15 protein-coding genes and 1 riboswitch are annotated in these 21001 nt (G+C 70.8%); of the genes, 10 read left to right on the top strand and 5 right to left on the bottom strand.

Features of this window, described 5'->3' with window-relative positions; all coding sequences use genetic code 11:
* Positions 1-154 precede the first annotated feature (154 nt).
* From ACFY1H_RS29375 to ACFY1H_RS29340, 8 genes are all read left to right on the top strand, one after another.
* Entirely contained in the window at positions 155-994 is an 840-nt protein-coding gene (locus ACFY1H_RS29375; protein WP_366586286.1) for an enoyl-CoA hydratase-related protein, read from the top strand.
* On the top strand, positions 991-1590 hold the full coding sequence (locus tag ACFY1H_RS29370) for an acetoacetate decarboxylase family protein (protein WP_386951565.1): 600 nt from the start codon (positions 991-993) through the stop codon (positions 1588-1590). The genes ACFY1H_RS29375 and ACFY1H_RS29370 overlap by 4 nt, the downstream gene beginning before the upstream one ends.
* Positions 1591-1834: 244 nt before the next feature.
* Positions 1835-4822 (top strand): ribonucleoside-diphosphate reductase subunit alpha, encoded by a 2988-nt coding sequence (locus ACFY1H_RS29365; protein WP_386951562.1) that lies wholly within the window; start codon positions 1835-1837, stop codon positions 4820-4822.
* Between the two features lie 72 nt (positions 4823-4894).
* Positions 4895-5968 (top strand): ribonucleotide-diphosphate reductase subunit beta, encoded by a 1074-nt coding sequence (locus ACFY1H_RS29360; RefSeq protein ID WP_364047795.1) that lies wholly within the window; start codon positions 4895-4897, stop codon positions 5966-5968.
* 101 nt (positions 5969-6069) lie between these two features.
* Positions 6070-6280, top strand: a riboswitch (cobalamin riboswitch).
* A gap of 99 nt (positions 6281-6379) precedes the next feature.
* The gene (gene metE, locus ACFY1H_RS29355; protein ID WP_366583334.1) at positions 6380-8638 is read left to right on the top strand and encodes a 5-methyltetrahydropteroyltriglutamate--homocysteine S-methyltransferase; all 2259 of its coding nucleotides are present in this window, start codon (positions 6380-6382) and stop codon (positions 8636-8638) included.
* Between the two features lie 159 nt (positions 8639-8797).
* Positions 8798-10258: a cytochrome P450 gene (locus tag ACFY1H_RS29350; protein WP_366583333.1), complete on the top strand. Its 1461-nt coding sequence runs from the start codon at positions 8798-8800 to the stop codon at positions 10256-10258.
* Between the two features lie 366 nt (positions 10259-10624).
* Positions 10625-12370, top strand: coding sequence for an EAL domain-containing protein (locus tag ACFY1H_RS29345; RefSeq protein ID WP_366583347.1), 1746 nt, complete (start codon positions 10625-10627; stop codon positions 12368-12370).
* A gap of 73 nt (positions 12371-12443) precedes the next feature.
* Positions 12444-12905, top strand: coding sequence for a peroxiredoxin (locus ACFY1H_RS29340; RefSeq protein ID WP_386951557.1), 462 nt, complete (start codon positions 12444-12446; stop codon positions 12903-12905).
* A 32-nt stretch (positions 12906-12937) separates the two neighbouring features.
* Here the strand turns inward: ACFY1H_RS29340 and ACFY1H_RS29335 are convergent, their stop codons facing one another.
* From ACFY1H_RS29335 to ACFY1H_RS29320, 4 genes are all read right to left on the bottom strand, one after another.
* Complete coding sequence (locus tag ACFY1H_RS29335; RefSeq protein WP_386951554.1) at positions 12938-13462, bottom strand: GNAT family N-acetyltransferase; 525 nt, start codon at positions 13460-13462, stop codon at positions 12938-12940.
* A gap of 92 nt (positions 13463-13554) precedes the next feature.
* The gene (locus ACFY1H_RS29330) at positions 13555-14754 is read right to left on the bottom strand and encodes an LCP family protein (protein WP_366583330.1); all 1200 of its coding nucleotides are present in this window, start codon (positions 14752-14754) and stop codon (positions 13555-13557) included.
* Positions 14755-14871: 117 nt separating this feature from the next.
* Positions 14872-16131 (bottom strand): cyclopropane-fatty-acyl-phospholipid synthase family protein, encoded by a 1260-nt coding sequence (locus ACFY1H_RS29325; RefSeq protein WP_366583329.1) that lies wholly within the window; start codon positions 16129-16131, stop codon positions 14872-14874.
* 90 nt (positions 16132-16221) lie between these two features.
* On the bottom strand, positions 16222-16914 hold the full coding sequence (locus ACFY1H_RS29320) for an alpha/beta fold hydrolase (RefSeq protein ID WP_366583328.1): 693 nt from the start codon (positions 16912-16914) through the stop codon (positions 16222-16224).
* Positions 16915-17025: 111 nt separating this feature from the next.
* On the opposite strand from ACFY1H_RS29320, the gene ACFY1H_RS29315 reads away from it, so the two are divergent.
* Both ACFY1H_RS29315 and ACFY1H_RS29310 read left to right on the top strand, forming a co-directional pair.
* The gene (locus ACFY1H_RS29315; protein WP_366583327.1) at positions 17026-17754 is read left to right on the top strand and encodes a sugar isomerase domain-containing protein; all 729 of its coding nucleotides are present in this window, start codon (positions 17026-17028) and stop codon (positions 17752-17754) included.
* Between the two features lie 125 nt (positions 17755-17879).
* Positions 17880-19043 (top strand): serine hydrolase domain-containing protein, encoded by a 1164-nt coding sequence (locus ACFY1H_RS29310; RefSeq protein WP_386951549.1) that lies wholly within the window; start codon positions 17880-17882, stop codon positions 19041-19043.
* Between the two features lie 45 nt (positions 19044-19088).
* Here ACFY1H_RS29310 and ACFY1H_RS29305 read toward each other — a convergent pair whose 3' ends face one another.
* The gene (locus ACFY1H_RS29305; protein ID WP_386951546.1) at positions 19089-20957 is read right to left on the bottom strand and encodes an ABC transporter ATP-binding protein; all 1869 of its coding nucleotides are present in this window, start codon (positions 20955-20957) and stop codon (positions 19089-19091) included.
* Between the last annotated feature and the right edge of the window lie 44 nt (positions 20958-21001).

Raw genomic sequence — 21001 nt, 5'->3', positions numbered from 1 at the left:
GCGGACGTCTTCGTCCGCGGGCAGCGTCCCTGGGCCTACCCTCGCACCCCGGCCGCGGAAAAATCAAGCGCGCCTGATTGTTTTTTCCTCGATCGAGGTCGGAGCCACTATTGACACATTGCCAGTAGAACCCCGTTGTCCTACCGTTCCAGCCATGAGCCCCTACGCGGACATCACCTACGAGGTCGCCGAGCGGATCGCGACGGTCAAGCTGAACCGGCCCCAGGCGCGCAACGGCTACACCGTGCGGATGGCCGACGAGCTGGGCGACGCCATGGACCGCGCCGACCGCGACGAGGACGTGCGCGTGGTCGTGCTCACCGGCAGCGGCAAGGACTTCTCGGTCGGCGCCGACCTCTCGTCCGGCGGGTTCGACTTCGAGCACGGCGAAGGCCCGCCCGACGGCTGGCAGGAGCCGGCCGGGCGGTGCTCCAAGCGGATCTTCACCATGAACAAGCCCGTGATCGCCGCCTTGCGCGGCGCCGCGGTGGGCGGTGGCATCACGATCACGCTGTCGTGCGACTACCGGCTGGCGGCCGACGACGCCAAGTTCGGGTTCGTGTTCACGCGCCGCGGGATCTACCCCGAGGGCGCGTCGGCGTGGTTCCTGCCGCGCCTGGTCGGCATGGGCACGGCCGTGGACTGGATGGTGAGCGGACGCGTCTTCGGCGCCGAGGAGGCGTTGCGGAAGGGGCTCGTCCACAGCGTCCACCCGCCGGAAGCCGTGCTGGACAAGGCTTACGAGCTCGCGCGCGACCTCGTGGCCAACACCGCGCCCGTGTCGGTCGCCGTGACGCGGCAGCTGCTGTACCGGATGGCGTCGGCGCCGTCGCCGTTCGAGGTGCACGAGGTGGACTCGAAGCTGATCGGCGGGATCGCCACCAACCCGGACTCGATCGAGGGCGTGCTGTCGTTCCTCCAGAAACGCCCGGCGGAGTTCAAGCTCCGCGTCGACCGCGACCTGCCGCCCTACCTGCCCTGGATCGCGGAATGACCGCCTACCCGCCCGAACCCTGGCACCTCGCGGGCCAGGCGCAGCTGTCCGTGTGGCTGCTCCCGGCCGGCAATCTGCCGGAACTGCCCGAAGGCGTCGAACCCGTCACCACCGGCGGCCACGCCGCGGTGTTCACCGCGTGGATCGACTACCGCGCGCCCGGCCAGCTGAGCTACCACGAGCTGCTCGCCGCCGTCGCCGTGCGCGGCGGGCTCACCGCGTCGATCACCGACATCTGGGTCGACAGCGAGGTCTCGCTCGCGGGCGGGCGCGAGCTGTGGGGCATCCCGAAGGACCCCGCGACGCTCGAGTTCACCGGCGACCGTGAGTTCACCGCGGCCACCGGCGACGGCTGGATCGCCACCGCCGCGTTCTCCCGACGCGCCGGGCTGCCGGCCGCCCTGCCCGCCCGGTTCGAGATCGCGCAGACGCTCGGCGGGCGGCTCGAGCGCAGCCCCGTCACGTCGCGCGCGAAGCCGCACGCGGCCGCCGCCGACTGGTCCGTGAACCCCGCCGGACCGCTGGGCTTCCTGGCCGGACGTCGCCCGATCGTGAGCGCGAGCCTGCGCGACTTCACCCTCGTCTTCGGGGGCTGAACCGCCCCCGACCAGCCGCTCTGAGTGATCGACTAACCCGCGAGGGTGAGCCCGCGACACGCCACCCCTTGGGGCACGTGCGAGCCCGAACCCCTAGATGTAGTCTCTGTGGACCGGCAGCCCCCAGCGACGGGGAGACCGCTCAGGAAGGGCAGCCGGGCCGATTTGAGAAACAGCAGCGCACGGCCTTGTGAGGCCGTGTGGCGATGAAGCGCGCCCATTTTCGACTTTGTTGGAGACCCGCATGTCAGTGGAAACCGGTCAGCGTCCGCCTTCGTCGGCGGACTCGGCACCGAGCGCGGTCCGCGTGATCCGGCGCGACGGCAGCGTGTCGCCGTTCGACGCCGGCAAGATCAGCGTGGCCCTCACCAAGGCCTTCCTCGCCGTGGAGGGCGGCGACGCGGCCGCTTCCTCGCGCGTGCACCACGTCGTCGCCGAGCTGACCGAGCAGGTCGAGGCTTCCCTGCTGCGCCACGCCGGCCCCGAGCCCGCCCTGCACATCGAGCAGATCCAGGACCTCGTCGAGCTCGCCCTGATGCGTGGTGAGCACCACAAGGTCGCCCGCGCCTACGTGCTCTACCGCGAGGAGCGGTCGAAGGCCCGCGAGGCCGCCACGCCGGCGCCCGCCGAGGCCGCGATCAGTGTCAAGGGCACCGACGGCTCGCTGCGCCCGCTCGACTGGGCCCGCGTGTCCCACGTGGTGGGCGAGGCCGTGGCCGGGCTCGAGGACGTGTCCGCCGAGCCGGTGCTGGCGGAGGCCAAGCGCAACCTCTACGACGGCATCAGCGCCGACGAGCTCGCCCTCGCGCAGATCATGGCCGCCCGCGTGCTCGTCGAGCAGGAGCCGAACTACTCGTACGTGAGTGCGCGGCTCCTGCTGGACAAGCTGCGCGGAGAGGCCCTGAGCTACCTCGCCGGGCGCCCGCGCCAGGCCAGCCAGGACGAGATGACCGCCGAGTACCCCGCGTACTTCCGCACCTACCTGCGCCGTGCGGTCGAGCTGGAGCTCGTCGACGGCGAGCTGCTCACGTTCGACCTCGACAAGATCACCGCGGCGCTGGCCGCCGAGCGCGACCTGGACTTCGGGTTCCTGGGCCTGCAGACCCTGTACGACCGGTACTTCCACCACCACAACGGCACACGCTTCGAGCTGCCGCAGGCGTTCTTCATGCGCGTGGCCATGGGTCTGGCCATCCGCGAGGACGACCGCGAAGCCCGCGCGATCGAGTTCTACGAGCTGCTTTCGACGTTCCACTTCATGGCGAGCACGCCGACGCTGTTCAACTCGGGCACCACGCGCGCCCAGCTCTCGTCGTGCTTCCTGACCACTGTGGACGACGACCTGGACTCGATCTTCCAGGCGTACAAGAACAACGCGCTGCTGGCCAAGTACTCGGGCGGCCTCGGCAACGACTGGACCCCGGTCCGCGGCCTCGGCGCCCACATCAAGGGCACCAACGGCCAGTCGCAGGGTGTCGTGCCGTTCCTCAAGATCGCCAACGACACCGCCGTCGCCGTGAACCAGGGCGGCAAGCGCAAGGGCGCGGCGTGCGCGTACCTCGAAACCTGGCACGTGGACATCGAGGAGTTCCTCGACCTGCGCAAGAACACCGGTGACGACCGCCGCCGCACGCACGACATGAACACGGCCAACTGGGTGCCGGACGAGTTCCTGCGCCGCGTTGAAGCCGACGGGCAGTGGACCCTGTTCTCCCCCAACGAAACGCCGGACCTGCACGACCTCTACGGCAACGCGTTCGCCGAGCGCTACCGCGAGTACGAGGCCGCCGCCGACCGCGGCGAGATCAAGGTCTTCCGCCGCCTGCGCGCCGTCGACCTGTGGCGCCGCATGCTGACGATGCTGTTCGAGACCGGGCACCCGTGGATCACGTTCAAGGACCCGTGCAACCTGCGCTCGCCGCAGCAGCACGTCGGCGTGGTGCACTCCTCGAACCTGTGCACCGAGATCACGCTGAACACCAACATCGACGAGGTCGCGGTCTGCAACCTCGGCTCGGTGAACCTGCTCAAGCACGTCACCCCCGAGGGCCTGGACACCAACCGCCTCGAGAAGACCGTGCGCACGGCCGTCCGCATGCTCGACAACGTGATCGACATCAACTTCTACACGATCCCGGAGGCGCGCCGCTCCAACCTGCGCCACCGCCCGGTGGGCCTGGGCATCATGGGCTACCAGGACGCGCTGTTCGAGCTCGGCCTGCCGTTCGCCTCGGAAGAGGCGGTGAAGTTCGCCGACGTGAGCATGGAGCACGTGTCCTACTACGCGATCTCGGCGTCGACCGACCTCGCCGAGGAGCGCGGCCAGTACCAGACGTTCGAGGGTTCGCTGTGGAGCCGCGGCATCCTGCCGATCGACTCGATGCAGCTGCTGATCGACGCGCGCCAGGGCGACGCCCTCGCCGTCGACACCTCCACGACGCTGGACTGGGCGCCGCTGCGCGAGCGCGTGAAGACGGTCGGCATGCGCAACTCCAACGTCATGGCGATCGCGCCGACCGCGACGATCTCCAACATCTCGGGCGTCGGCCAGTCGATCGAGCCGCTGTTCCAGAACCTGTACGTGAAGTCGAACATGTCGGGCGACTTCACCGTGGTGAACCCGCACCTGGTCAAGAGCCTCAAGGCCCGCGGCCTGTGGGACGAGGTCATGGTCAGCGACCTGAAGTACTTCGACGGCAGCCTCGGCCAGATCGACCGCGTGCCGGACGACCTGAAGGCGCTCTACGCCACCGCGTTCGAGATCGAGTCGAAGTGGATCGTGGACGCCGGCTCGGTCCGGCAGAAGTGGATCGACCAGGCGCAGTCGCTGAATCTCTACATCGCGGCGCCGAGCGGGCGCAAGCTCGACGAGCTGTACCGCTACGCGTGGCACAAGGGCCTCAAGACCACGTACTACCTGCGCGCCCAGTCGGCGACGCACGTGGAGAAGAGCACCCTGCGCGGCACCGACGGCAAGCTGAACGCGGTCTCGGCCGCCCCGGCCGCCGCTCCGGCTCCGGCCGCGACGCCGGCTCCGGCTCCTTCGCCGGCACCGTCGCCCTCGCCGTCGGCCGCCGTGCCGGCGAGCCCCGCCGCGGCCGTGCCCGCCGCGGTCCCGGCCGCCAAGCCCGCCGAGCCGAAGGAACTGCCGAAGGTCGACGACATCGACTTCGTCGCCACCGAAGGCGCCTCCTGCCGCATCGACGACCCCGACTGCGAAGCCTGCCAGTGACCTCCTCGTGAAGGGGTGCGGCCGGCGAGACCCGGCCGCACCCCTTCACGAGCCTTTTCTTGGAGCCTCTAGATGACCAACGTGGAGACCACGGACGCCACCGGCCTCGGCGCGATCGAGGTCGGCGCCGCCCGGATCAACGTCGACGACAAGCGCATGATCAACGCCCGCGCCGACGTGAACCAGCTGCTGCCCATGAAGTACCGCTGGGCGTGGGACAAGTACCTCGCCGCGTGCAACAACCACTGGATGCCGACCGAGGTCGCCATGCAGGCCGACATCGCGCTGTGGAAGTCGCCCGACGGCCTGACCGAGGACGAGCGCCAGATGCTCAAGCGCAACCTCGGCTTCTTCGCCACGGCGGAGTCCTTGGTGGCCAACAACATCGTGCTCGCGGTGTACCGCCAGATCACCAACCCCGAGTGTCGCCAGTACCTGCTGCGCCAGGCGTTCGAGGAGGCCGTGCACACGCACACCTTCCAGTACATCTGCGAAAGCCTCGGCCTGGTCGAGGGCGAGCTGTTCAACATGTACCGCGAGGTGCCGTCCATCTCCGAGAAGGACGCGTGGGCGCTGAAGTACACGCAGAACCTCGAGAACCCGGACTTCGAGACCGGCACGCCGGAGGCCGACCAGGCGTTCCTGCGCGACCTCGTGGCGTTCTACGTGATCTTCGAGGGCATGTGGTTCTACACCGGCTTCGCGCAGATCCTCTCGCTCGGCCGCCGCAACAAGATGGTCGGCATCGCCGAGCAGTACCAGTACATCCTGCGCGACGAGTCGATCCACCTGAACTTCGGCATCGACTGCATCAACCAGATCAAGATCGAGAACCCGCACCTGTGGACGGAAGAGTTCCAGGCGGAGATCCGGCAGATGCTGACCGACGCGTGCGAGCTGGAGGTCCGCTACGCGCGTGACACCATGCCGCGCGGCATGCTCGGCCTTTCGGCGCAGCTGTGCGAGCAGTACATGCACTTCATCACCGACCGGCGCGCCCAGCAGATCGGCCTCGCGCCGATCTTCGGGGAGACGGAGAACCCGTTCCCGTGGATGTCGGAGGCGATGGACCTGAAGAAGGAGAAGAACTTCTTCGAGACCCGCGTGATCGAGTACCAGTCCGGCGGCGCGCTGGACTGGGACTGATCGGCTGCAGGACTGATCCCGGTCTCCGGGATCACAGCGGACGTCGTGCCACCCGGTGCCGCGACCCGCTAGGCTCGGCCACGCCACTGGTTCGCCAGGGCGTGGCCGGGCTTTTTTCGTGCGGCCACACCCTGGCGAGGCAACAGGGAACCCGGTGTGAGTCCGGGACTGCCCCGCAGCGGTGAGTGGGAACGAAAGCCGTCACCACGATTTCGTGGTCAAGCACTGGGCGCGAGCCCGGGAAGCGACGGTGAGTAGGCGCGAGCTCGGCGCCCACGAGTCCGAAGACCTGCCCGTGGTACGTGCGCCGACGGCGTGCGTGAGTCCGGGCCCCGTGGGAGCAGGCCTGACCGAAGACGCGGTTCTCGCGTGCCCGGGCTCGCCTCGAACGAGCTCGCGAGGAGAGAGCCTGTGACCACCATCGGCACCACGATCCTGGGGTACCCGCGCATCGGGCCGGCCCGGGAACTGAAGCGCGCCCTGGAACGCTACTGGGCGGGCACCACCGGCGAGGCGGAACTGCTCGCCACCGGCCGCGAACTGCGCGGGCGGACCTGGTCGCGGCTGCGCGAAGCGGGCCTGGAATCGGTCCCCTCGAACACGTCTTCCCACTACGACCAGGTGCTCGACACCGCCGAGCTGTTCGGCGCGCTGCCGGCGCGCTTCACCCGCCTCGGCCTCTCGCCGCTCGATACGTACTTCGCGGCCGCGCGCGGCGTGCAGGACGAGCCGGCGCTCGAGATGACGAAGTGGTTCGACACCAACTACCACTACCTCGTGCCCGAACTGGGTCCCGACTCGCGCTTCGCGTTGTCGGGCACGAAGCCGCTCGACGAGGTGCGCGAGGCCCGGGAGCTGGGCATCGAGACGCGGCCGGTGTTCGTCGGCCCGGTCACGTTCCTGTTGCTGGCCAAGGCGACGCGGCCGGGGTTCGAGCCGCTGGAGCTGCTCGACGAGCTCCTGCCCGCGTACGCGGCGCTGCTGTGCGCGCTGAAGGCCGAGGGCGTCGAGTGGGTGCAGCTCGACGAGCCGGCGTTCGCCGGCGACCGCACCACGAAGGAACTCAACGCGCTGACCCGCGCGTACCACGTGCTGGCCAAGGCCGAAGACCGGCCGAAGCTGCTCGTCGCCGGGTACTTCGGCGGGCTCGGTCGCGGGCTGGGCGTGCTGGCCCGCTCCCCCATCGACGCGCTGGCCGTGGACCTCGTCACCGAGGAGTCCTTTGTGGACGCCGTGGCGGCGGAAGGCGCCTTGCGCGACAAGGAGGTGCTCGCCGGTGTCGTCGACGGGCGCAACGTGTGGCGCACGGACCCGGACCGTGCGCTCGAACGTGCCGCCCGGCTGGCCGGCACCGCGCGGCACGTCAGCGTGTCGACGTCGTGCTCGCTGCTGCACGTGCCCCACGACGTCGAGGCCGAGAACCTCGACCCACGGCTGAAGAGCTGGCTCGCGTTCGCCGACCAGAAGGTCGCCGAGGTCGTACTGCTCGGGCGGGCGCTGCGCGGCGATCAGGTGGACCTGTCTGCGGCGCGCGCGGCCGTCGCGGACCGCGCGACGAACCCGGTGGACGCGGCCGTGCGCGAGCGCCTGGCGGCACTGAAGCCCGAGGACGCCGTGCGTGCGCCGTATGAGCAACGGGCGGCCCTGCAACAGGAATCCCTCGGCCTGCCGCCGTTGCCGACCACCACGATCGGCTCGTTCCCGCAGACCACCGACGTCCGCAAGGCGCGCGCCGCGTACCGCGCGGGCACGCTCGAGGAAGCCGCGTACGTGGCCGAGATGCACGCCGAGATCGACCGCGTGGTGCGGCTGCAGGAGGAGCTGGGCCTCGACGTGCTCGTGCACGGCGAGCCCGAGCGCCACGACATGGTGCAGTACTTCGCCGAGCAGCTCGCCGGGTTCGCCTCGACCGAGCACGGCTGGGTGCAGTCCTACGGCTCGCGCTGCGTCCGCCCGCCGATCCTCCACGGCGACGTCTCGCGACCGCGGCCGATGACCGTGCCGTGGGCGCGGTACGCGCAGAGCCGCACGGCCAAGCCGATCAAGGGCATGCTCACCGGCCCGGTCACGATCCTCGCGTGGTCGTTCGTGCGCGACGACCAGCCGCTCGCCGACACCGCGCTGCAGGTCGCGTTCGCGATCCGCGACGAGGTGGCCGACCTCGAAGCCGCGGGCGTGCGCGTGATCCAGGTCGACGAGCCGGCGCTGCGGGAGCTGCTGCCGCTGCGCGCGGCCGGGCACTCGGCCTACTTCGGCTGGGCGGTGCGCGCGTTCCGCGTCGCGACGGCCGGGGTCGCCGAAGGCACCCAGATCCACACGCACATGTGCTACTCGGAGTTCGGGGAGGTCCTCTCCGCGATCGACGGCCTCGACGCCGACGTGACCAGCATCGAAGCCGCGCGCTCGAAGATGGAGGTGCTCGCCGACCTCGCGGCCGGCGGGTTCGCGCGCGGCGTCGGGCCGGGCGTCTACGACATCCACTCACCGCGCGTGCCCGGCGTCGACGAGGTCGCGGACCTGCTGCGCACGGCGGCCGCCGCCGCCGTGCCGGCCCGGCGGCTGTGGGTGAACCCCGACTGCGGCCTCAAGACCCGCCGCTACGCCGAGGTGGAGCCCGCGTTGCGCCACCTCGTCGCGGCGGCCCGCCAGGTCCGCGCCGAGCAGGACTGAACAAACCGCGGCGACGGTGCCGGGCGGCGCGAACCACTGCCCGGCACCGGCGCTGCGTCAAGGATCACCCGGATGGAGCCCGCCGAAGGTATTGTCATTCGGTCAACAGCGCGGCACGGTGGAGGTCGACCGGGGTTCCGCCAGTGAAGGCAGGTCGCGATGACGAGCGCAGTCGGCAAGGTCGGCAGGGTCGCCGAGAGCCTGCGTGAGCGCGTGCCCACGCTCACGTCGATGCCGCTGCCCCGCACGGTCGACCAGCGCTGGCAGGCGGCCACCTACCCCGTGCGCGAGCTCGCGCCGCCGCCCGCGGGCAGCGGCCTCAAGCCGGTGCTCGGCGACGACGGGCCGCCGGTCGTGGGCCACGCGCTGGAGATGATGCGGTTCGGCCTGGACTTCAGCTTCAGCCGCTACGAGAAGTACGGCCCCGTCTCGTGGATGGGCGGCTTCGGCCGCCGGATCGTGTCGCTGTCCGGCCCCGAGGCCACGCAGATCGCCCTGGTGAACAAGGACAAGGCGTTCTCGCAGGAGGGCTGGAAGTTCTTCATCGAGAAGTTCTTCGACCGCGGCCTCATGCTGCTCGACTTCGGCGAGCACCACCTGCACCGGCGGATCATGCAGAGCGCGTTCACGCGCGAGCGGCTCGTCGGTTACGTCGGGCAGATGGGCCCGGCCCTGCGCGCCGGCGTCCAGGCGTGGCCCGGCGGCACGCGGCCCCGGCTGTACTGGTCGCTCAAGCAGCTCACGCTGGACGTGGCCACGCGCGTGTTCATGGACATGCGCTCACCCGACGACGCGATGCGGATCAACCGCGCGTTCGTGAACACGGTGCGCGCGGGCACGGCGCTCGTGCGCTACCCCGTGCCCGGCGGCCGCTGGTCCGCGGGCCTGCGCGGCCGGCGGCTGCTGGAGCGCTACTTCGGCGAGACCCTGCCGGAAAAGCGCCGCGCGGGCGGCGACGACCTGTTCGCCGCCCTCTGCACCGCCACCACCGAGGACGGCGACCGGTTCACCGACGCGGACATCGTGAACCACATGATCTTCCTGATGATGGCGGCGCACGACACCACCACGATCACCAGCAGCGCCATGGCCTACTACCTGGCCAAGCACCCGGAGTGGCAGGAACGCGCCCGCGCGGAGTCGCTCGCGCTGGGCGACGACGTGCCGGACATCGAGGCGCTGGAAAGCCTGGAGACGCTCGACCTCGTGATGAAGGAGTCGCTGCGGCTGCGGGCACCGGTGCCGTCGATGGCCCGCAAGACCACGAAGGACACCGAGGTCCTCGGTCACTTCATCCCGGAAGGCACGCTCGTCGGCGTCTCGCCGACGCTGAACCACTTCACCCCCGAGTGCTGGACCGACCCGATGCGCTTCGACCCCGAGCGGTTCGCCGAGCCGCGGCGCGAGGACAAGTCGCACCGGTTCGCGTGGATGCCCTTCGGCGGCGGGGCGCACAAGTGCATCGGGCTGCACTTCGGCAGCCTCGAGGTCAAGGCGCTGATGCACGAGATGCTGCGGACTTTCCGCTGGTCGGTGCCCCAGGACTACACCGCGCGCTGGGACTACGTGTCGTTGCCGGTCCCCGCCGACGGACTGCCGGTGCGTCTCGAATATCGTTGACGGTCATTGCGGGAGGCGGGGAGCCGACTGTGCCGGACCAACGGAAAATCGGACGAACCGGAAAAACACGTTCGAGCACTCAAGGTGACATCACGTCACCATTTGTGTAGGAGTCATCACTCGTTCAGCCGGTAGACACCCCGTTTCGCGCATGATGCCGTGGCATCACTCACGGCCAACTCATACCTAGTGTGGGTCCATGAACCTTCACACCGGGTCTGAGCTGGCTTTAGTCCGCGCATGAAGAGGTGGAGTGTGCCTGAGCCTGGTGCCGCGCCAGGGTTGGTCGACGTCGCGCGCAAGTTCGCGACGACGCTGACCGACACGAAAGGAGTAACGCTTCCGCCCGCGGAACTGGAACGTCTCATGCTGTCCTTCGCCCAGGAGGTCGCCGACGTCGCGACGCCCGCGTACGAAGGCGCCGTCCTGCGCTTCACCACGCTCTTTTCCACCGCCCCGATCGGGATCGCGCTCGCCGACCCGTCCGGCGTGATCATGGAGGCCAACGCCGCGCTGGCCAAGCTGCTCAGCTCGACCCAGAGCCGCCTCCACGGCAAGCACCTCGCCGACCTGGCCGCGACCGACCACGACGCCACCCGCATCCGCGCCTGCCTCGAGCGCCTGGCCACCACGGAGATCGGCCGCCTCACCGAACGCGGCGTGCACCTCGACCACAGCCAGGACGGCAGCATCACCACCAACGTCACGCTCGCGCGGCTGCCCGGAGACCGGCAGGACACGCACTTCCCCGTGCTGATGGCCGCCGACACCGACGACCTGCACCTGCTCGGCGAGCGCCTGCTGCACCAGAACGTGCACGACGCGCTCACGGGCCTGCCCAACTCCCAGGCGTTCGCCAACCGCGTCGAGGCCGCGCTCGGCTCGCCCGGCGGCGAAGAGATCGCGCTGGTCTACCTCGACATCGACGGCTTCAAGGTGATCAACGACGGCCTCGGCGCCGGCGTGGGCGACCAGGTGCTCAAGGAGGTCGCGAGCAAGCTGTCGACGACCTTCACCGGGCACCACGACGGCTACGTCGCCCGCCTGTCCGGCGACGGGTTCGGCGTGCTGATGCGCGGCGCCGACCTCAAGACGCAGCACGTGGTGAGCCTCGTCGAGCGTGCGCTCGAAGACCTCAACGAGGCCGTGTACCTCGGCGGCCACGGGATCGGGGTGAGCGCCAGCGCCGGCATCGTCGTGGGCGGGTGCCCCGGCGGCGGGCACACCGAGCTGCGGCGGGCCGCGGAGCTCGCGCTGCACCGGGCCAAGGAGCGCGGCAAGGCGCGGTGGACGCTGTTCGACCCGGCGGAGGACGAGCGCGACCGCAGCCGCTACCAGCTCGGCGCGGTGATCGCCGGCGCGCTGGAGAACGGCGAGTTCTCCCTCGTCTACCAGCCGACCGTGAAGCTCGCGAAGCCCGACGAGATCGCGGCCGTGAACGCCGGCCTGCGGTGGAACCACCCGGACAAGGGCGAGCTCGACTCCGAGGACTTCTACCCGCTGGCGCAGACCACCGGCATGACGGTGCCGCTCGGCAAGTGGCTGCTCGCCGAGTCGCTCGCCGCCACCGCCCGCTGGCGGACGCGCTTCGGTGAGGCCACGCCCGACGTCTGCATCCGGCTGCCGCAACGGCTCGCGAGCGACGACGACCTCGTGTTGCTGGTCAAGGAGCAGCTCGACCGCCACAACCTTCCGGCGAAGGCGCTGCGCCTGTGCGTCGACCGGCAGTCGATGTTCGACGACAACGAAGAGGTGTACGACTCGTTCACGGTGCTGGCCGACCTCGGCGCGCAGCTCGTGCTCACGATCTCGGGCTCGGCCGACCTCGAGCTGATCCCGCGCTTCGACCTGCCCGTGCGGCACGTGATCCTCAGCGGCCCGGTCGTCGACGCCCTGGCCGACTCCCCCACCGAAGCCGACGTCCGGCACCTGAGCCAGCTCGTGGAGCGCGGCAAGGAGCTCAAGCTGCGCATCGGCGCCGAAGGGGTGCGAAGCACCGAGCACGCGGCTCGCCTGCGCCAGCTCGGCGTGCTCGCGGCGCGCGGTGCGTTCGTCGCCGATTCGGCCACGGGCGACGAAGTGGACGAGATGATCGAGCGCCACGCCGGCTGACCGATCCACCTGCGGTGCAGGTCCGAACACCGGGGAGGATCATGGTTCGCGGACCCCACCCGAAAGGACCCCGATGGACACCGGCGACCTCGCGCCCGACTTCACCCTCTCCGACGACCAGGGCAAGGACCGCACGCTGTCGGACTTCCTCGCGGCCGGCCCGGTCGTGCTGTTCTTCTACCCCGCCGCCATGACGAGCGGCTGCACCGCCGAGAGCTGTCACTTCCGCGACCTGGCGGCCGAGTTCGCCGAGGTGGGCGCCCAGCGCGTGGGCATCAGCCCGGACGCCGTGGCGAAGCAGCGGGAGTTCTCCGCCGCCAACGGGTTCGACTACCCGCTGCTGTCCGATGTGGACGGCGTCGTGGCGAAGCAGTTCGGCACCTGGCGCAAGTTCATCCCGCTGCACACCAAGCGCACCACCTTCGTCATCGACACCGACCGGCGCGTGCTCGACGTGATCAAGAGCGAGCTGAACTTCACCGCCCACGCGGACCGCGCGTTGAAGGTGCTGCGCGAGCGCAAGAACGCCTCCTGACGCTTTCCCTTGCCCGGCAAGGGATTCGCCGGTCAGCTCGGCCGCTGGATCCGCCACACGAAGTCGTTGCCCGAGCAGGCCGGGGCGAGCGCGTCGGAGGCGGCTTCCTTGTGGTGCAAGGTGAAACCCAGCCGGGCCGGGATCGCACCGCTCTTGGTGTTCAGCTCGTCGTGGAGGATGTCGACGTGGGGCGCGCCCAGGCGCCAGGCCTCGGCGACGAGCAGGGCCGTCGCGCGCGTGGCCAGGCCGCGGCCGGTGCACGACTTCGCCAGCCAGTAGCCGATCTCGCGGCCGTCGTCGCGGCGCATCAGCCCGCAGCCGCCGGCGAGCGTGCCGTCGGCGGTGTGGATGCCGTACTCCTGGGCCTCCCCGGACGCCCAGCGTTCGGCCGTGCTCGTGAGGAACTCCGTACCCTCGGCCGGGCCGTAGCCGTCGGTGGCCCAGACGAGCCACGCGCCGATGTGCTCGCGCGAGGCCGAGACCGTGTCCACGAGCAGGCCGAGGTCTTCGGCGCGCCAGCGGTTGAGGCTGACCACGCCGTCGGTGAGGGTGTCCATGTCCTCATGGTGGCACCGGAACACCACGGTGGCATCGAAATAACGCGGGGCCCGCCGTTTCCGGCAGGCCCCCGCGGTCCGGTGCTCGTGAGCTAGTTGACGACGGCGGTGGGCGGCACCGTGGTGTCGTTCTTCAGCGCATCGAACAACTGCGCCGACTTCGTCTTGTCCCAGTGCTGGGCCGAGCCGTCGGTGACCGGCACCGTGCCCGTGAGCACGCCGTCGGACGAGATGCCGCGCATCGCGATCGCCAGGCCGGCCAGGTTGTGCACGTGGTCGCCCGAGTCCATCGTCAGCGCGTCGGGCGCCGAGGACAGCAGCGGGAAGAAGTCGAACGGGTTCAGCAAGGTCCCCGGGCTCGCGATCTGGCTCACGAGGGCACCGATGAACTTGCGCTGGTTGGCCACGCGGTCGAGGTCCGAGCGCGGGGTCGCGCTGCTGTGGCGCATGCGGACGAACCCGAGCGCGGACCGGCCGTCGAGCGTCTGGCAGCCGGCCTTGATGTCGATGTTGGTGAAGGTGTCGTGCATCTCCTTGTCCACGCACATGTCCACGCCGCCGATCGCGTCGACGATGTTCGCGAAGCCGCCGAAGCCGATCTCCGCGTAGTGGTCCATGCGCAGGCCGGTGACACCTTCCACGGTCTTGACCAGCAGCGCCGGGCCGCCGAGCGAGAACGCGGCGTTGATCTTGTTCGTGCCGTGGCCCGGGATCTTCACCTGGGAGTCGCGCGGCAGGCTCAGCAGCGTCGGCTTGGTGTCGTTGTCCGGGATGTGCGCGATCATGATCGTGTCGGTGCGCTGCCCGCCGCCGGCCGCCGCGACGTCACCGGTCGCCAGGCGTTCCTCGTCCGCGGCCGACAGCCCGTCGCGGCTGTCGGAACCGACGATCAGCCAGTTGGTGCCCGACGCGGCCGCGGGACGGCCGTCGTAGTCGGCCAGCGCGTCGACGCGCTTGATCGAGAACTCCAGGTACGCCCAGATCCCGCCGATGAACACGACGAAGATCAGCACCAGCGTCATCAGGACCTTGCCGAAGCTCCACCGGCGGCGCCGGCGCGGAGCCGGCCCGGGCGGCGGGGCCTGGCGCGGCGGCGCCTGCCGGGGCGGCGCGGGCGGGGGTACGGGAGCCTCGCCGCGCGAACCCAGGGGTCTGGTGCGCTCGTCATACGGACTGCTGCTCACTCCTGGCAGCGGCATCATCTGCGCCCGCTGATGCTGCCGCGGGCGTGCGGCGGGCTGCGGTGGCCTGGGCGGCATGCGCCGCCGGCCGTCGTCGCCTCCGTACGTCATCGGTCGATCACCCGTTCCCCGAATCCGGCACAACTCGTGCGGCCCAGTGAACCGCACGTCCTCGAACAAAGGACGTGCGGCACCGGGTGCAGGTTCATCGGTGAGGGAACGGCCTGGTCAGCGGGGGTCGGCGAACCCGAACTGGTGCACCTTGATGTGCCCGGAGCGGAACCCGGCCTCCGAATACGCGAGGTAGAACTCCCACATGCGGTGGAACACGTCGTCGAAGCCGAAGCCGCGGATGTCGTCCCAGCGCTGGTGGAACCGCTCGCCCCACAGCTTGAGCGTGCGGGCGTAGTCCTGGCCGAACTCGCGCATCCCGGCCAGCTTGAGGCGGGTGTTGTCGCGCATGCCGTCCTCGATGGCCTGCACCGACGGGATGATGCCGCCCGGGAAGATGTACTTGTGGATCCAGGTGTACGACCGGGCCGCCGCCAGCATCCGGTCGTGGTCCATCGTGATGGCCTGCAGGCCGAAGCGCCCGCCCGGGCGCAGCCGCTTGCCGATGGTGGCGAAGAACGTGGGCCAGTAGGACTGCCCGACGGCCTCGATCATCTCCACGCTGACCACGGAGTCGTACTGGCCGGTGGCGTTGCGGTAGTCGCACAGCTGCACGTCGACGCGGTCGGACAGGCCCGCCTCGGCGATGCGCGCGTCGGCGAGGGTCTTCTGCTCCTGCGAGATGGTCAGCGACGTCACCTTCGCGCCCCGCGAGGCCGCGCGGATCGACAGCTCGCCCCAGCCGGTGCCGATCTCGAGCACCTCGCTGCCCTCGCGCACGCCCGCGTAGTCCAGCACGCTGTCGAGCTTGCGGTGCTGGGCCTGCGTCAGGCTGTCGCCCGGGCCGAACAGCGCCGAGGAGTACATCATCGACTCGTCGAGGAACGCGCTGAACAGGTCGTTGGACAGGTCGTAGTGGCGGTGGATGTTCGACCGCGACCCCTCGATCGTGTTCTCCTCCGCCGCCGGCTGCACCCGCTCGGCGAGCCGGCGGAAGCGCTGCAGGAACGGCGGCACGATCGTGGCCAGCTTCTCCGCGAACGGCGTGAGCACGCCCGCGAGGTCCTCGGCGGTCCAGTCCCCCACCATGTACGACTCGCCGAACCCGATCTTCGCGTCGGCGCCGAGCCGGTGGAAGAACGCCGAGGGCCGCAGGATGCGCATCTCGGGCGCCTCCGGCCCGCCGGCCCCCAGAACGGTGCCGTCCGGGAAGGTGACCCGCAGGTCGAGGTTCTTCACGGCACGGCGGAAGAGCGCCTCCGCGGCCCGCGCGCGAAGCGGCGAGTGCGGCGGCGTGGCCAGCCCCGGCCACCGGGTTTCCTCGGGCACCGGCTGCGAGGCGGGCCCCGCCGCCCGGTCAACACTTGAGGTGGACAAGACACTCCCTCCGGAATGGGCCCATCGGCCCACATCTGATGGTATTCCCGGCACACGCCACCTGCGCTGCGCGGTTGTCGCCGGATCCGGTCACACGGGGATGCGCAGCCGCTCGTCCGCGGGCCGGGTCCACGCCTGCCGGAGAGTCTCGTCGGTCTCGCCCGCGTCGATCGCTTCCAGTGTGAAAGCACACATCAGCCTGGTCCAGACCGCCGGACGCTTGATCATCGCGTGCCCTTCGCCGGTGACCTCGAAGCGCGCGAGGCGCTTGGCGAGCTCCCGCGCGCGCTCGGCGAAAGCGTGGGAATCACGCGGTGAGGTGATCCGGTCACGCGTGCCGTGCAGCATCACCACGGAGCGGCCCGAGACGGCGTCCACCGGCTCCCCGGGCGGCGTCCACGGCGCGAGCGCGCACACGCCCACCACGGCGGGGTCGTCGGCCACGCGCAGCACCACGCGTCCGCCCATCGAGTGCCCGACGAGCACGACGGGCAGGCCCGGGTGCTCGGCGTGGATGCGCTCCAGCGCCCAGCGGGCGTCGTCCACCGGGTCTTCCGCGGGCGCGTTCCAGCCGTAGCGGCGGTTGCGCACCAAGCGCACCTCCAGGCCCGCCGTGCGGCCCGCGCGGTGCAGGGCGCGGGCCAGCGGCACCATGCGCAGGTACGCCAGCCGCCACGGCCCCACGGCCGCGGTGCCGTGCTCGGCGCCGCCGTGCAGCACCAGCGCCACCGCCCTCGTCCGCCCGTGCGCGCGCCGCACCGAAACGACGGGTACTCCGTCCACGTGCCGCCTCCCAGTCACCGGTACGCCCGGATGATCAGCTCTCACGCTAATCCACCACGAAGCGTGTCCAAGCGATACATTCGGCGCCCGACCCCGCGACGAAGGGCAGGTGTGGTGAGCGCCACGGAAATCTGGAAGAGCACCTCGGACAAGCTCGCGGCCGCGCAGCAGGCCAACGCCGAAGCGCTGACGGCGGCGGCCGACCTCGTGCTCGGGGTGATCCGGTCCGACGCCCTCGTGTTCACCGCCGGTGCCGGGCACTCGCTCGCCGCGGTCGCCGAGACGTTCTACCGCGCGGGCGGCCTCGCCTGCGTCTACCCGCTGTACCACCCGGAGCTGCTGCCCCTGCACGGCGCGCAGCACAGCACGAAGACCGAGCGCCGCAGCGGGCTGGCCGAAGAGGTGCTGGCCGAGCGCGCGCCGGGCCCCGACGACGTGCTCGTGGTGTTCTCGACCTCCGGCGTGAACCCGTACCCGGTGGAGCTGGCCGCCGGTGCCCGCCGCCGGGGCGCGGCGGTGATCGCCGTGACGTCGCGCGCGTGCGTGGCCGCGGCGCCGCGCCGGTCGGCGACAACGCTGGTCGAGGAGGGCACGGTGGTGCTCGACTCGCTCGTGGTCCCCGGCGACGCGAGCCACCCGGCGGCCGCACCGCGCACCGCACCACTGTCCACTGTGGTCAACGCGTTCCTGTGGAACCTGATCCTGGCGGAGGTCTACGACCGCGGCACGGCCGAGGGCATCGACGTCCCGCTGTGGCGAAGCTCCAATGTGGAGGGTGGCGACGAGGCCAACACGGCCCTGCTCGCCAAGTACGGCCCGCGCGTGCCGGCCCTGCGGTAGCCCGTCGGCGAACCATCGGCACTTCCGGCGAAAAAGGACCGGGCCCGGCAGGTCTTGACGGGCCCGGTTCCGCGCTTCTAGCTTCGGCGTACCGACCAGTCGGTGTCGAGTGGAGGCGGGCCAGCGTGGACGATGAGACGGCCGTGCCCCTGCACGGCACCTGCGCGCCCGGGTTCGAGGCGGTGCAGGACGCGTTCGTCGAGAACATTTCCGAGCGCGACGAGCTCGGCGCGGCCTTCGCGGTGACCCACCGCGGCGAGGTCGTGGTGGATCTCTGGGCCGGCTGGGCGGACCCGGGCCGCACCACACCGTGGCGGCCGGACACGCTGACCAACGTCTGGTCCACGACCAAGGGCATGACGGCGATCTGCGCGCACCAGCTGGCCGACGCCGGCGAGCTCGACCTCGACGCCCCCGTGGCGCGCTACTGGCCCGAGTTCGCCGCGGCGGGCAAGCAGGACATCCCGGTGCGCTGGCTGCTCTCGCACCGCTCCGGCGTCGTCGGCATCGGCCTGGCGCGCCCCGTGAAGGTCGAGGAGCTCTACGACTGGGACCACATCACGGGGCTGCTGGCCGCGCAGGAACCGCTGTTCCCGCCCGGCTCGGCCGGCGGTTACCACGCGGTGTCCTACGGCTTCCTCGTCGGCGAGGTCGTGCGCCGCGTGGCCGGGCAGGGCATCGACGCGTTCTTCGCCGAGCACGTGGCCGGTCCCCTGGACGCGGATTTCTCCCTCGGGGTCGGGGAAGCCGACCTCGGGCGCTGCTCGACGCTCGCGGAGCCGGTGCTCACGCCGGAGCTGACCACGGCGCTGACCGAGGCGTTCGCGAACGCCGGACCGGTCGCGCTCGCCGCCATGGCCAACCCGCGCGTGGAAGGCCACCACGCCAACGATCCCGCGTGGCGGCGGGCCGTGATGCCGGCCCTCAACGGCCACGGCACGGCCAAGGCGCTCGCGGTCATCTACGGCGCCCTGGCCGACGGCTCCGAACGCCTGATCTCGGCCGGCGCGCTCGCGCGGGCCCGCGAAGGACAGGGCGCCTCGGTCGACCTCGTCGCCGGCGTGCCCAACGAGTGGGCGCTCGGCTTCTACCTCGGCAGCGACGCGCGCGGCTTCGGCCCCAACCCGGCCGCGTTCGGCCACGACGGGCTCGGCGGCTCGTCCGGCGGCGCCGACCCGGAAGCCGGCATCGGCTTCGGTTATGTAATGAACCGCATGGGCCCGCTGCTGCGTGACGACCCGCGCAAGATGGCGCTCGTCAACGCGACCTTCGCCTGCCTCGAAAATTGAGCGAAGGGCGCCTCGAGCCTTCCTCGAGACGCCCTTCACGGCGCGTCAGGCGACCGCGGACGGCTCCTCGTCGAACTGCGTGTGGTGCAGCTCGGCGTAGCGGCCGCCGAGGGCGAGCAGCTCTTCGTGCGTGCCGCGCTCGACGATCCGGCCGTCCTCGACGACCAGGATCAGGTCGGCGGCGCGGACGGTGGAGAGCCGGTGCGCGATCACGAGCGCCGTGCGGCCTTCGAGCGCGCCCGTGAGGGCCTCGCCGACCGCGGCTTCCGACTCGGAGTCCAGGTGCGCCGTGGCTTCGTCCAGCACCACGACCTTCGGCTGCGCCAGCAGCAGCCGCGCGATGGTGAGGCGCTGGCGCTCGCCGCCGGAGAGGCGGTAGCCGCGTTCGCCCACGGTCGTGTCGAGGCCGTCGGGCAGCGAATGCACCAGGTGGCTCAGGCGAGCCTGCTCCAGCGCGGCCCAGATCTCGTCGTCGGTCACGCCCGGGCGGGCGTAGGCGAGGTTGGCGCGGATGGTGTCGTGGAACAGGTGCCCGTCCTGCGTCACCACGCCCACCGTGGCGCGCAGCGTCGCGAAGTCCAGATCCCGGACGTCCACATCGGACAGCCGGACCGCACCGCCGTCCACGTCGTAAAGGCGCGGCAGCAGCGACGCGATGGTCGACTTGCCGGCACCCGAGGACCCGACCAGCGCCACCATCTGGCCCGGTTCGGCGCGGAAGCTGATGCCGTGCAGCACCTCTTCGCCCCCGCGGCTGTCCAGAGTGGCCACGTCTTCCAGTGACGCCAGCGAGAACCGGTCGGCCGCCGGGTACCCGAAGCGCACGTCGTCGAACTCCACGGCCACGCCGCCCGCGGGCGGCGCCTTCGGCTGCTCGGGCTCCTTGATCATCGGGTCGAGGTCGAGCACCTCGAAGACCCGCTCGAACGACACCAGCGCGGTCATCACGTCCACGCGGACGTTGGCCAGCGCCGTGAGCGGCGCGTAGAGCCGGGTCAGCAGCAGCGCCAGCGCCACCACGGTGCCGGGCGCGATCTGGCCGGTGAAGGCGAGGTAGCCGCCGAGGCCGTAGACCAGCGCCTGCGCGAGCGCCGACACGAGCGTGAGGCTGGTCATGAACCAGCGGGTGAGCATCGCCGTGCGCACGCCGATGTCCCGCACGCGCCCCGCACGGTCGCTGAACTCGCCGACTTCCTGGCGCGGACGGCCGAACAGCTTCACGAGCGTGGCGCCCGGCGCCGAGAACCGCTCGGTCATCTGCGTGGTCATGCCGGCGTTGAGCTGCGCCGACTCGCGCTGCAGCCCGGCCATCCGGCGGCCCAGCCGGCGCGCCGGCAGCACGAAGATCGGCAGCAGCACCAGCGCGAAGAGCGTGACCTGCCACGACAGCGTCACCATGACCGCGAGCGAGAGCACGAGCTGGATCACGTTGGTGACCAGACCCGACAGCGTCGCGGTGAACGTGCGCTGGGCGCCGATCACGTCGTTGTTGAGCCGGCTGACCAGCGCGCCGGTGCGGGTGCGCGTGAAGAACGCGATGGGCAGCTTCTGCACGTGCGCGAACACGGCGACGCGCAGGTCGAGGATGATCCCCTCGCCGATGCGCGCCGACTGCCACCGCTCCGCCAGCCCCAGCCCGGCGTCGAGGATGGCCAGCACCGCGATCACCACGGCCAGCCAGATGATCAGCGGCAGGTCGTGGCCGCCGACGACCGCGTCGACGACCTTGCCCGCCAGCACGGGCGTGGTCACCACGAGCACGGCGGAGACCACGGTGAGCACGAGGAACACGAGCAGCCGCGTCCAGTGCGGGCGGGCGAAGCGCGCGACCCGTTTCACGGTGCCGCGCGTCAGCGCCCTCGGCGTGTCGGCCCCGCGCATCACGGAGCCGAGCAACGCCCACGAGTTGTCCATGTGGAGCCTTTCCCCCGATCGACAAAACTTCTACATTACTTGAG

The sequence above is a fragment of the Amycolatopsis sp. NPDC001319 genome, assembly GCF_042896185.1.
In the GTDB taxonomy this organism is placed as follows: domain Bacteria; phylum Actinomycetota; class Actinomycetes; order Mycobacteriales; family Pseudonocardiaceae; genus Amycolatopsis.
Note: the sequence above shows the minus strand (reverse complement) of the source record. Positions and strands in the feature narration are given on the sequence as shown.